The organism is Paenibacillus sp. Marseille-Q9583 (genome assembly GCF_976954365.1).
Genome location: NZ_CDRJTB010000005.1, coordinates 77,625 through 90,996, shown reverse-complemented (window position 1 = coordinate 90,996; position 13,372 = coordinate 77,625). Strand labels below are relative to the sequence as shown.

Below are 13,372 nucleotides of genomic sequence, written 5' to 3'. Positions count from 1 at the left end.
ACGGGAACCGAGTTCGACTGCAATAAGAAATCATATAAACGAGAAAATAGGAGGAGAAAATCAAATGATCAAAATGAAGACAAACAAGCTGGGGATGTTGTCGATGGGGATGGCCGTGCTTGCGACGGCCGCCTGTAGCAATTCGGGAAGCGAGGCCGGGACGAACGACCGGGGAAAACCCGTCTCGGCGGAAGGAAAAACCGTCGTGAATTTTTCGGTACAGGAGTCGAGTTCCTTCTTTGAAGCGGCGGAAAAAAGATTCGAAGAGAAGCACCCGGACATCGACCTGCAAATTCAAGCCGTGAAAAAAGCGGAAGAAGACTGGAAGCCCGGAGATTACGAGAAGTATACGAAAACGACGAATACTGAGCTGTTATCGGGCAAGGGAGCGGACATTCTCGAAGTGGCAGAGCTGCCATTCGAAGCATATGCAAGCAAACAGCTTATCGTAAATATGAACGAGCTGTTGAAACAGGACACGTCGCTGAGCGGTGTCGACCTGCAAGCGAAGCTCGAAGTATTCAAGACGGACGGTGACTTATACGCCATGCCGCTCGGGTACTTCATGAGAGGGTTTATTGGCGACGGAAATCTACTGGCCGACGAGAGCATCGACGACAGCCGGTGGACGTGGGCCGAATTCGCCAAGGTCGCGAAGGGCTTGATGTGTAAAGAGAGCCAAGGCGGCATGGACCGACGCTACGCTTTGGCTAACGAACCGCCGGATAGGATGCTGTGGGAAATCGTGGTCGACGACTATGCCGATTTCGTGGACGTCTCGGGGAAAAAAGCGGCCTTCGACTCGCCCAAATTCGTCGCCGCCATGCAGCAGGTCAAAAAGATGTACGACGACGGCATCGCGACCGCCGAGCCGGCCGAAATCGGCCGCCAGTTGTTTTACTCTACCGTGTTGAGTTCGCCAGCCTATTTGATCGATGAAATTCACTATTTTTTCGCGAATCCGAAGCTGATCGGGAAGCCGCAAGCCGGAAATGTGGGTACGAGGCTCGCTCCTAGCGTTCAGCTTGCGATTCGGGCCAATTCCCCGGTGAAGGATGAGGCGTGGAAGTTCGTCTCGTTCCTGTTGTCTGAGGAAGTGCAATCGTTGAAGGAGAGGGAAGATTACGGATTCTCGCTGTTGGACTCGGTAAACGAGAAAGAACTGAGGGATGTCCAGAAGCAGGTGAACGCCGGTACCTATAAGCTTCCAAGCGGACAAAAGGCTCAAGTTTCCGCCGAGCAGTTCGCCCAGTACGAACAGTTCATGCGGTCTGCGGGGTATTACACGCGGATTGACGGAAAAGTCGTGCGAATGATCCGCGAGGAATCGCCCCCCTTCTTCAGCGGTCAGAAGTCGGCCGATGAGGTCGCCAAGCTGATTCAAAACCGGGCGACGACGTATTTGAACGAGTAACAGTTTAAGGGGGAACTCTCATGTACAAACGATTAAAGACATATGCTGTAGTTCTGCTCAGCGCAATGCTATTAAGCCAATCTCTTGCAAACGGCACATACGCAGCGTCGACTGGAGTTTCAGACGCAGCGGTATTCACTCTTGACAAACTTGGCTCTATAGCTTTGAAAAGTAATGTCAACGTGAAGCTAATAGATATGGATATTTTAGAGCAATCGAACGGTAATATACTTATATACACGCTTAGTTATAGCAATGGTAGCACCAATAGTGTAGCTCACGTAGATTATTTCTCAAGGGTTATTACAACTGGGGGATTAGTCATACAAGGCAAACCTGTCACGAGAGATGTTGCCCAAAAAAACATCCCTCCAAAGAGTACCCAAAATGTAACCTACTACGTGAACATTGGCGAGTCTACAAAATTAAGCGGCACTAAAGTGACCCTATTTAAGTGGGATTTCAGTAGCCGGGATTATCAGAAAAAGCTAGGTGAATTCGCCATTCCAGCAAGTTATTCAGTTGTCGTTCCTCAGGGCCAGAGCAAGAAGCTCATGATGGATAATCTACCAGTAAACATCAAAGCGGAAAGTCTACAAAGGCTTAATAGGAATGGAAAAGCCTATATGAGAGTTGGTGTTAGTTTCACAAATTTAGGTAAAAAAGCACTAAGCAATTCTACTTATATGGCGTATCTGAGATCAGCGGGTGGTTCGGTGTTCGAACTTAAGCATGAGGGTGCTAACACAAGTTTCAATGTACAGTCTCAAGAGAAGAAGACGGTTTTCTATTTAACGGAAGTTCCTTCCTATATGAAGACTGAACAAATGATCTTGCAATTCGCACAAGAAGATGAAGCTTTGAAAATAATGCTACCTGTTAAATCTTTTAAGCTTCCTTCCGTAACAGCTTCTGACTTGGCTGTAGCTAATTATGCTGTGAAAAAGATTTCTATCAAGAATAACACGGTTGAAACGCAATTGAAGAGTGCTTCCGTGTATTCGGAAAATGACTCAGCGAAATGGAATCTTCAATTCCGTTTAAAGAATCTAGGGAATAAACCTGTCACGCTACCTGCATATGAGCTTACGGTTAAAGCTGCTGAAGGATTAAGTATTCCGGTAGATTCAAAAGCACTTGCGAATGTGATATTGAAACCACTTGAAGAAAAGATCGTCAGTCTCAGTGCAGATGTGCCATTAACACTTAATCAAGGTACGTTAAAGCTGGAGTGGACGGAACCCGCTGTTGATGACAAGGTTGTTTTTCCAACTGCGTTGTATAACATTCCATATGCTCTAGAACATAATAATCTGATGGGACAAGAGTATATGGTCGAGAACAGGTACGGGAAGTTCATGGTGAAGCTTGGATCCTATCAGCGGTTGCCTTGGGATGATGGTGATCAAATCGTAACTAATATCAGCATCCGCAACACAGGCTTAACCTCAGTACAGCTACCTTCTTTAAAAGCTATAGTCAAAGCAGGAATGAGTGATCTGAGCAGTACAGCCCAGATCGTGACCACAAATTCGCAAACGTCACTAGCTCCTAATGAAACAGCAGAGATATTTGTGATAGCGAAAGTGCCATATTCTTATAGCTTCAATCAGCTGAAAATTGTACTACAAGATACCTCTGGAGATGAAGTCACGAAGTTTCTCTCCATGTATTCAAACTCGCTAAATAATGTGATCCATACGATTGCTGCAGGTGAATCTCATCATTTGAATTCGTTAGGCAAAAAAGCGGAAGTCCGTGAGCGTCGGACAACCACATATAATTCTAACAAATCTAATTTGATATATACGGAACTGGAAATGATTAGCGAAGAAGCACGCCAGTCGAAACAGGCACAGTTGGTAGCTTATTACAAAACACCTGACAACCAATTTTTCAACGCGATGGTTAGCCAATCGACAACGCTAACAAGCCCAAATGGTAAAAAAATGGTTACCATATGGAGTAAGCTTCCCCAAGGTGTGGATACCTCTCAGCTTGTGCTATATATTGGAGAAGGGGTTGCTGACGGTAAGCTTACGGATTTAGGGGGGACATCCACTGGATTTATCAATAGTGTTAAATTAGCACTTACCCCTACAGCAGTAATCTCACAGAATAATCTAATAAGTGTTGAACTATTCCCTTACAACCTTTCGGTTGAAAATGCTGTGGGTTACATTACTGAAGAGAGGGATACATTAGATATAGCTGTAAATTATAGCTTATCCGAACAAGAAGATTTAGAAGCAGGTGCCTATGAGCATAAGTTAGTCTTAGAGCTTATTGACCCTTACGGACAATCTATGGAGAAGACTTTGGTAATGGGGACTGATTTGCCAATGGGTAAAAATAAGTCATACACAACTTCATTTAATAGTAACCTTTACAATAAATTAAGGGGAGGAAGCTTCCGTATAAATTTATATGATGAATTCCAAGGTCATAGGGTGATGCTAGGGAGTCAATCCTACCCGATAACTTACAAAACATCTGAATCGAAAAAACCTAACGGTAGTGGAAGCACAGGCAATTAAAATAGGGTAAAGAATTTAGTCAAAAGTGTTGGCATAATTGCCAGCACTTTTTTATATACTTATGAACTTTTTATGGAAATTCCTTCAATGTATGTTCTTTACATTGACTGTTCTCAGTCTTTTCGTTAAGATTACCTCTGCGCTTCAATGCCAAAAAGCAAAAAAGCTTAAAAGTGCGGAAGCGTTCGATCATTATTTTATACCCAATACAATGTTAAGGAGCATTATTTTCATGGAACGACAGCTTAGTTTCTCAAAAAGCATGATCATCATCGTTTTTATTTTAGCACTTCTATTTGTATCCATCTTTCTATTGAAAGCGGAGCCGCATCTACCGCTTCTCGTAACTACAATAGGCACGGCCGTCTTACTAGGAATGTTTGGTTTCTCTTGGAAGAAGATCGAATCAGCCATTATTCAAGGGATACAAACGGCCATTATGCCAATTCTTATCCTCATGCTGATTGGAATTCTGATCGCTGTGTGGATGATGAGCGGTACAGTGCCGTCGCTTTTATACTTTGGTATGGATTATATTAATCCGAATTATTTTGCGGTGAGCGCATTATATGTCACGATTATCGTCTCGATGTTCACTGGGAGCTCATTCACAACAGTAAGCACCATCGGCGTTGCTTTAATGGGTATTGCAGTAACTACGGGGATTTCCCCAACTTTGGCTGCTGGAGCGATTATCAGTGGGGCTTGTTTTGGTGATAAAATGTCGCCACTTTCCGATACAACGAATTTTGCACCTGCAGTGGCTGGGATATCCTTGTTTACACACATTCGTAACATGGCATACACTACGGTGCCGGCGCTTGTTATCACCACTCTCTTTTTTCTGTTCGCTCCAAAGGGGAATTCGATCGACTTATCCTCGATTAAAGACATTAAGCTTGCGTTGCAAGATGGATTCCATATTCATTGGTTAACGCTGCTATCTCCGCTAGCTGTCATTGTTTGTTCGATCAAACGGATACCGATCCTGCCTACGTTAGTTGTTGGTATTGTCAGTGGTCTTCTTGTGACGGCTTTGATTCAACAGCAGATTGAAATCGATGTCTGGTTTAGTGTAATGCAGAGCGGATATAACAGTAATATCGCGAATGAAATGGTTGCTTCTATCGTTAACCGCGGAGGAATGCAATCGATGATGTGGTCTGTATCTCTAATCTTAATTGCCTTATCCTTAGGTGGTTTGATTCAGCATTGCGGTGTCATTGAAGCCTTTTTTCGTAAACTCATTCAACCGCTCAAACGTAAAAGCAGCATTGTACTGATGAGCGGAGCGTCATCCATTGCGGTAAATGGCATGACGGGTGAACAGTATCTTTCTATTCTTTTGCCAGGTCAAATGTTCAAAGATGAATATAATCGACGTGGCATTCCAGCGAAGACACTGTCCCGTACGCTAGAAGATTGCGGTACTCTCGTTAATCCATTGATTCCATGGGGTGTCAGTGGTGCTTTCTTCGCAGTGACTCTGGGTGTACCCGTGATAGAATATGCGCCTTATGCAACTTTCTTATGGTTAAGTCCATTCATCACGTTTGCTTACGCGTTGATCCCTAGATTACAAAGGAACTCATTGGGTAAAGATTAAGAAATCTCAAGATAATGGACACCTAATGCATTGATTCAACGTATATAAAGAATACTATGCGTTGAGTCAATGTGATCAAGCTAGTGATCTAAGCTTAAAAAGTGGTCAATTTATCGGAGGTAATAACAGTGAGTCGCAGTAAGTTACAGGATAGAATCAGATTAGCTAATGTCGAGACTAAGCACGCAGAACAATTTAATAATCTATTACGTTATGTATTTCAAGTGACCAATCGTGATCTGCAAATCTTTGGCTGGGAGAATCGTGAAATCACTCAGGCTAAGTTGCCAGTTCTTAAGTATGCTGATGTTGTAGGTTGGTTTGATGGAGACAAGCTCATCTCTCAGTTAGCTGTATACCCATTTCAGGTTAATATTTTTGGGCATATCTATGAGATGGGTGGACTAACGGGTGTTGGAACCTATCCCGAATATGCCAATTTAGGTTTAATGAATAAACTGATGCTTCATGCTTTAACTAAAATGCGGGATCGTAAACAATCGATATCTTATCTTTATCCGTATTCAATCCCTTATTATAGAAGAAAAGGCTGGGAAATCATCACTGATAAAATCTCATTTGAAGTGCCGGATACCCAGTTGCCAAAAATGAGAAATGTCCCAGGAAATGTGGAACGCGTATCTATTGAACATCCAGATATCAAAGTGATTTACGATCAGTTTGCCGTGCAGCATCATGGGGCAATGATTCGTAATGAGTTAGCTTGGGAAGAATATTTGCGCTGGGATTTAGATGATATGACGGTAGGTATTTATTACAATAACAACGATGAACCCATGGGGTACTTGTTGTATTGGGTCGCCGAAGAAATATTTTATATCAAAGAGATGGTATACATTGTTGAAGAGGCTCGAACGGGCTTGTGGAATTTTATTAGTGCGCACTTTTCAATGATTAAGCTGGTTAAAGGGGATATTTATAAAGGAGAACCGTTGTCATTCATATTAGATGATGGGGATATCAAGGAAACGATCGCTCCATACTTTATGGCACGGATTGTAGATGTCCGTTTATTTATCGAACAGTATCCTTTTAAACGACAGGATAAGGACTGTGAGCTTGTCTTTAATCTGAGCGATCCGATGCTGGAATGGAATCGAGGGACATTTTCATTAACTGTAGATAAAGAAGGGAAGGGGACCCTGCGAGAAGGGGGATTAAATCCTTCACTTACGATTGATATTCCTACCTTAACAACCATGTTAATGGGCTATAAGCGGCCAACCTACCTGGCTCGCATCGGGCGTATTCAGACGGATGAAGCCACGATTCATTTGCTGGAAGGACTGATTAGACCAGAGCATCCTTATTTCTCTGATTATTTTTAAAATATGTTAACCTTTGAAGCATACTCTAATGAGTGTGCTTTTTTGCTCTTTTTATAGTAGAATAGTCTCTCAGCAACACAATATGATATGAGGTGTAACAATGGCAATTAATTTTACTAAACCAATGATCACTAAATTACAACAAGAAATTACCGAGCTCGAAAACAAAATCAAGAGCACACAGAACAAAAAAGAAAAATCTAAATTTAAAATTAATCAATTAGAACAGGATATGAAATTTAGCAAGTCTCATACAGATTTGAGCAGTAAAATGTCGCGAATCAAAAAGCTGAATGATGAGATAAAAACCTTAAATCGTATGCAAGCTGATCTGTCAAAAGAATTAACCGCAAAGAAAAACTCGCTAAAGAAACTCCAAGTGAACGAAACCGCACCTGTTACGAATGATCCTTCAAAAGGATAAATTGAATATAGTTATCGCATAAACGCTTACCGTCCTTTATAAGGACGTCGAAGGCGTTTATGTTTGTTTTATCGGCTCATCCGTTTCCCCACGTAACAATGAAATCTCATGCTTATAAGGCGGGTTGACATATTTCTTTTCACCGATGGAGGGGGTCTCTAGGAGCTTGGGAATGGTTGTTAGCTGTGGATGGTGGACTACATATCGAAGCGCCTGAAGGCCGATATATCCATGTCCGATATTTTCGTGCCTGTCTTTTCGCGAGCCGATGATATTCTTTGAATCATTTACGTGAATGACTTTTAGGCGCTCTATTCCAATTATGCGATCAAATTGATCCAATATGCCATCAAAATCTTCCTTCACATTATAACCAGCATCGTGGATATGGCAAGTGTCCAGACAAATAGACAGGCGCTCGTTATGAGTAACTCCATCAATGATCGCTGCTAATTCCTCAAATGTAATTCCACATTCACTACCTTTTCCCGCCATGGTCTCTAATGAAACCTGAACATTTCGTTTATCGGACAGCACTTCGTTCAAGCCTTCTACAATTTGAGAAATTCCGGCCTGTGGACCCGCACCCACATGGGAACCGGGATGCAGGACAATTTGTGTAGAGCCTAAAGCTTCCGTTCTAATAATCTCTGATTGAAGAAACTCAATACTATGTTCAAAGACCTGAGCGGATAGCGTATTCCCTAAGTTAACAATAAATGGAGCATGTACAACGATATTTGAAATGCCGTTATCTCTCATGTGAGCTTGTCCAGCTTCAATATTCAAAGCTTCAATGGGCTTACGGCGAGTATTATGAGGAGCTCCGGTATATATTAGGAAGGTGGTCGCTCCATAAGATGCTGCCTCTTCACTAGCTCGAAGGAGCATCTTTGGTCCAGTCATGGATACATGTGACCCTAGGAGTAAAGACATCTGATTAAACACATCCATTCCTCATTGAAAGAGCTACATTTTTAGTCACTATAGGTCTAATAATATTTGTAAAAGGAACGGATTATATGTATACCAGCGTAGGTAAAGGTTGTCTCGTCCGACTATCTTCTAGGGAGATAACCTTTACCATCAAAAAATGATCGCTATTCAGCAGCGTTAATTGTCTCGCCTTGGATCGGCGTAAGTCCTTTCTCCCACCTAACAGGGATAGAACGAGAGTTGAATAAATCTACGCCATCTGAGATCTGAAAATGTAAATGGGGCTCACTAGTGTTGCCTGAGTTACCTGTCAGCCCAATAATATCGCCTTTTTTGACTTTATCGCCTGGCTTAACTGTAATTGAACCTTCTTTGAGATGAGCTAGATGACTGTATTCACCTCCGTGATCAATGACCACGTTATTGCCAGTTGCTTGGTTTGGATTCATGACACCGACGGGTTCATTATCTTTAATATCATTCACGACCGACACGATTGTGCCATTCGCAGGGGCGAGAATATTTTCCCCAAAGGCATAATAGCTTTTGTTTTTTAGCGGATCTCCTTTATAAGAATAGTTATCCTTGGCTTGGATGAAATCATAAGCGTAACGCTGAATTTCTACTTCATAGTGATAATTCACAAGCACATTCGCTCCGCCCCAAAATACAAACCAGTCGCCTTCGAAAGGCAACGCGTATTCCTGCTTGCTAAGTTTCGAGTCGGTTTCAGGGGAGGATGTCAGTTCTTGAATCTGGATTAATGAAATGGTTCCATCCGGATCAAACATTCCGATAAGCCCCTTATTACCTGCATCACTCACCCAAGTACGTCGATCAAATCCATTAAGCTGCATATCAGAAGCTTTATTCAGTGTCTGGATATCCTTAGTGAATTCCTTAGCGGTCTCAGCTAATTCAGTTTCACTAACCTCATCTTTCAAAGGCTGACTAAAGTGGGCGTACATTTCTTTATAGTTCCCTTTAAGCAGAAAATTTGGCAGATCATCTGGAAGGAACATTGTTTCGTTTGATTCTACAGCTGAACTGGATGTCTGCTCCACTTTCGCATTATTGTTCATATCCGTTTTTCCTCCTCCACAAGCTGTTAATAGCAAGGTAAGTGATCCTATTGCCAAAACTGTTTTTGCGGACATTCCCGGTATGCAGATAATTTTTTTAGAGCTTTTTTTCAAGAATATCGCCTCCCAATAGTCAAATTATAGCAAATGAGTCTTAGCTCTTCTGAAACACAGTATTAATACGATCTTAATTTTGGGGGTAGTAGACGAATACGAATTAAGCTTCTGTTAAGGTAAGGGCAATTGATAGCGTCAAGAATCATGCTATGATGATAAAAACAAGGGCTATTTGGAAAGGGAATTTTACAATGAATGAAGCATGGATTTTACTTGTAGATGATGAGCAATCGCTTTTGGAGATTATGGAGACTGTACTACGCAAGGAAGGTTATTTGAATATTGATACTGTGGTGACGGGTGAAGAAGCGATAAGCGCTTGCGAAGCCAAAAAATATGATTTGATTGTATTGGATGTGATGTTGCCAGGACGCAGTGGAATTGAAATCTGTCCTTTTATCCGGCAGACGACGGACGCACCTATCCTGTTTCTTACGGCACGAACCTCTGATTTTGATAAGCTGACCGGATTTGCTATAGGTGGAGATGATTATATTACTAAACCCTTTAATCCACTTGAAGTTGTCGCTCGAATAAGAGCACAATTGCGGCGATACTTAAGTTCACCTGCTCCATCAGGTACTGATAAGATCACAGCAACAGTTCACAGCAAATCTGCGAACGTTTACGATTACGGGAGATTTAAACTGGATGAGACGGCAGGGGAGCTGCTGGTTGAGGGTGAGTCGGTCTCTTGTCCGGCACTTGTATTCCAATTGCTGCTGTTCTTATGTAAACATCCCAATCAAATATTCAGCAAAAGTGAATTATATGAAAAGGTTTGGGGAGAAGAAGCCTTAAGTGATGATAATACGGTCATGGTGCATATTCACCGTATAAGAGAGCGTATAGAAGCAGACCCATCCGATCCGAAATTTATTGTTAATGTTAGAGGTCTTGGGTACAAACTGGTTAAAGTAGAACGTCAAGAGTTGTCAGGGCCATGAATATTAAGCGCCGGTTAACGTTAAAGTTTGTTCTACAGCTCGCAATTACGGGCATGGTAGTTCTCGCTATTTCTGCCATAACATTTACTTGGATTTTGCTGCGGTTTCTTGATATTAGTCTCTCGCGTGATTTTGCCAATGTGGGTCTTGAACAATTGGTAGAATCTTCTAAGATTGATGAGGATGGCATTCATTTTTCTCCGAGTTTACTGGAGCAAGTAAAGAAAAATAAAGGCTGGCTACAAAGTCTAAATGAAGATGGGCAAGTTGAGAGTGCCTATAATACACCTAAAGATGTACCCATTCAATATGGTCCTGGCGAAGTAGTTGCTTATTGGACGGGCACTCAGCCGTTTCCTTATAATCTGGCACTATGGATTCAAGAAAAGGATGGTAAACAGCTCGCACTGGTGTATGGTGCGCCTAATGTATTAGGTCCACTATTAAAGAAAGTGAGTGCGGGGACATTCGCTGTTGCGAAAGGGGAGCCAGTACTTCCTGATGAACTTGAAAAAGAAATTAAATCGGCCCAAGCTTTTGTTCAACTTATAGATTCATCAGGCAATGAAGTGGTTTCTTATAATAGACCTAATATGATACCTACTCAGTACTCCGTGCAAGAGCTTGCACTTCGCACCTTGTACAGTGAACGATATGGGTATCATGTTCTTTCTTCTTTTGATAAGGAGTCAGGTCGTACTTGGATCGTGGGAGAACCCAATATCAAAGGGACAGATCCAGGCAAAAAAATGTGGGTACCTGAAGAAGTTAAAGTCGTGATCATCGGTTCATTTGCCATGCTTATCGCTTTATTGATCGCGTTTGTGTTGCTCTCCTTATGGCAAGCACATCGTTTTGGTGCGCCAATGCTGCATATGCTCGTGTGGCTTGATTCCATCGGAAATGCCATTTATACAGAGCCAACGGATCGTAAAGGACTTCGTCGCAGTCGAACACCCGCCTTAAAATGGAGGAGAAGATACCGTGTTTTTGCTGATGTGATGGTTTCAATTGAGAAACTATCAGCAGCCTTGAAGAGAGATCAAGTACTGCGGGAAGAGACGGAGAGCTTACGCGAGGAATGGATCGCCGGTGTTACTCATGATTTGAAAACCCCATTATCTTCTATCACAGGATATGCTCATTTACTGGCCGAGCCAAAATACGATTGGTCTAAAGAGGAAGTCCGTAAATTTACAACGACTATGCTAGATAAATCGGCCCATATGGACATGCTGATCAGTGATCTTGCAATGACCTATCGTCTAAAGTCAGGAATTAAACCACCTGAGACGATGGAAGTTGAATTGAACACTTGGCTGCAACAAGCTCTGGAGCAAGCTGCTGCCAATCCTGCCTATGGGAAGCAGCGAATAGAATTTCTTCCTGCACAAACCGAAGTTAGAGCTAAATTGTATACGCCATGGCTAGAGAGGGTTGTCAACAATTTAACTGCGAATGCGCTGCTCCACAACCCACCAGATACGAAGTTGACCGTTTCACTTATTCATAAAGATAGGGAGACCGGATTTATAATTCAATTTGCTGATGACGGCGATGGAATGGATGAAGAAACAATGATTCGGCTATTTGAACGATATTATCGAGGAACGGATACAGCGTCTACCTCCAACGGTTCTGGGCTCGGTATGGCCATTTCTAAAGGGTTGATCGAATGTATGGGTGGCCAGATTACTGTCGAGAGTCACGTAGGTAAAGGAACGGTTATTAAGTTAATATGGAGCTGATATCTTCATTCAAGCCCTCACTGTATTCCAACCGGATACGGCGAGGGTTGTTTGTATTTATTAGGACGAGTCAAGGCTATAAAAAATAAAGGAGTTGACATCTTTTTTAGATGTAACTACAATAGTTACAGGTGGACGATTATTAAGAGGATGAAATTCATCCTAATTTGAGGAGGATTTTAAAATGAAAATTGCTATAACAGGAGCAACAGGTCAATTCGGATCATTGGTGATAGAGTCTCTACTGAAAACTGTACCCGCAGGGGACCTTGTAGTTAGTGTCCGGAATCCAGATAAAGCAAGTGATCTTAAAGCGCGTGGTGTGGAAGTCCGTCATGGTGACTTTGATAAGCCGGAAACATTGGATCTAGCGTTTGCCGGTGTGGATCGACTGCTAATTGTATCTTCAGATGGAGATAACGAGACTCGGATTCGCCAACATAAGGCAGCTATTGATGCAGCCGCTAAAGCTGGTGTTGGATTCATTGCCTATACAAGCGTAGGACATGCAGAGAAGAGTGAGCTGTTCCTTGCTGAAGTACACCGTGTAACCGAGGAAGCCATTCGAGCTACCGGAATTCCTTACAGTTTCCTTCGCAACAACTGGTACATGGAGAACGAGATTGGATCTATCCAAGGCGCCGTAGCAGGTGCCCCATGGGTAACTTCTGCTGGTAGTGGTAAAGTTGGCTGGGCAACACGAGGAGATTATGCAGAAGCTGCTGCTAATGTTCTAGCTGGGGAAGGACATGAGAATTCTGTCTATGAATTATCTGGTAAGCCTTTAACACAAGAAGAATTGACTGGAATTATAAGTGGCGTAATTGGTAAAGAAATTAAAGTGCTGCAAGTTGACGACGAAGCTTATGCGAAAATTATGGCTGAGGTTGGTGTACCAGAAGCTGCTCTGCCATTCGTAGTTGCGATTCAACGTGGTATTCGCGAAGGATGGCTGGATATTGAAAGTGGCGATCTAGAGAAAGTACTGAATCGTCCAGTCACTCCGTTAGCGGATGTTATCAGTGATCTTGTAAATAGTCTGCAAGCTTAAATAATATATCAAGATTCAAGGCTTCTTCTCGGTGAATAACCAGAAGGAGCCTTTTTTTGTGCATCTTTAACATCATTGATAAAGGTTTCGTGAAGTAATAATAATGATATAATAGGAAACATATGTGAACTATTGGTGTAATGAAAATGATTGAATTGAAG

The 13,372-nt window shown here is 42.4% G+C and carries 10 protein-coding genes; 8 read left to right on the top strand and 2 right to left on the bottom strand.

The genetic code is table 11. The features are described from left to right. Positions 1 to 64: 64 nt before the first annotated feature. From ACWNM1_RS04255 to ACWNM1_RS04235, 5 genes are all read left to right on the top strand, one after another. Complete coding sequence (locus ACWNM1_RS04255) at positions 65 to 1,414, top strand: ABC transporter substrate-binding protein (protein WP_449600030.1); 1,350 nt, start codon at positions 65 to 67, stop codon at positions 1,412 to 1,414. Positions 1,415 to 1,434: 20 nt separating this feature from the next. Then, positions 1,435 to 3,951 carry a hypothetical protein gene (locus ACWNM1_RS04250; RefSeq protein WP_449600029.1) on the top strand — a complete coding sequence of 839 codons (2,517 nt, stop codon included), beginning with the start codon at positions 1,435 to 1,437 and terminating at the stop codon, positions 3,949 to 3,951. 232 nt (positions 3,952 to 4,183) lie between these two features. Beyond that, a complete protein-coding gene (gene nhaC, locus ACWNM1_RS04245; RefSeq protein WP_449600028.1) occupies positions 4,184 to 5,557 on the top strand; it encodes a Na+/H+ antiporter NhaC in 1,374 nt (457 codons plus the stop codon). A gap of 128 nt (positions 5,558 to 5,685) precedes the next feature. Next, positions 5,686 to 6,906 (top strand): GNAT family N-acetyltransferase, encoded by a 1,221-nt coding sequence (locus ACWNM1_RS04240; protein ID WP_449600027.1) that lies wholly within the window; start codon positions 5,686 to 5,688, stop codon positions 6,904 to 6,906. Positions 6,907 to 7,006: 100 nt separating this feature from the next. Continuing rightward, complete coding sequence (locus ACWNM1_RS04235; protein WP_449600026.1) at positions 7,007 to 7,330, top strand: hypothetical protein; 324 nt, start codon at positions 7,007 to 7,009, stop codon at positions 7,328 to 7,330. 57 nt (positions 7,331 to 7,387) lie between these two features. On the opposite strand, the gene ACWNM1_RS04230 is transcribed toward ACWNM1_RS04235, so the two are convergent. Next, on the bottom strand, positions 7,388 to 8,266 hold the full coding sequence (locus ACWNM1_RS04230) for a deoxyribonuclease IV (RefSeq protein WP_449600080.1): 879 nt from the start codon (positions 8,264 to 8,266) through the stop codon (positions 7,388 to 7,390). 164 nt (positions 8,267 to 8,430) lie between these two features. Then, a complete protein-coding gene (locus ACWNM1_RS04225) occupies positions 8,431 to 9,348 on the bottom strand; it encodes a M23 family metallopeptidase (protein ID WP_449600025.1) in 918 nt (305 codons plus the stop codon). A gap of 308 nt (positions 9,349 to 9,656) precedes the next feature. Here ACWNM1_RS04225 and ACWNM1_RS04220 point away from each other — a divergent pair, with 308 nt between their 5' ends. From ACWNM1_RS04220 to ACWNM1_RS04210, 3 genes are all read left to right on the top strand, one after another. Then, positions 9,657 to 10,412, top strand: a complete 756-nt coding sequence (locus ACWNM1_RS04220; RefSeq protein ID WP_449600024.1) for a response regulator transcription factor — start codon at positions 9,657 to 9,659, stop codon at positions 10,410 to 10,412. After that, positions 10,409 to 12,160, top strand: a complete 1,752-nt coding sequence (locus tag ACWNM1_RS04215; RefSeq protein WP_449600023.1) for a sensor histidine kinase — start codon at positions 10,409 to 10,411, stop codon at positions 12,158 to 12,160. The genes ACWNM1_RS04220 and ACWNM1_RS04215 overlap by 4 nt, the downstream gene beginning before the upstream one ends. Positions 12,161 to 12,344: 184 nt before the next feature. Continuing rightward, positions 12,345 to 13,211, top strand: a complete 867-nt coding sequence (locus tag ACWNM1_RS04210) for an SDR family oxidoreductase (RefSeq protein ID WP_449600022.1) — start codon at positions 12,345 to 12,347, stop codon at positions 13,209 to 13,211. The last annotated feature ends 161 nt before the right edge of the window (positions 13,212 to 13,372 follow it).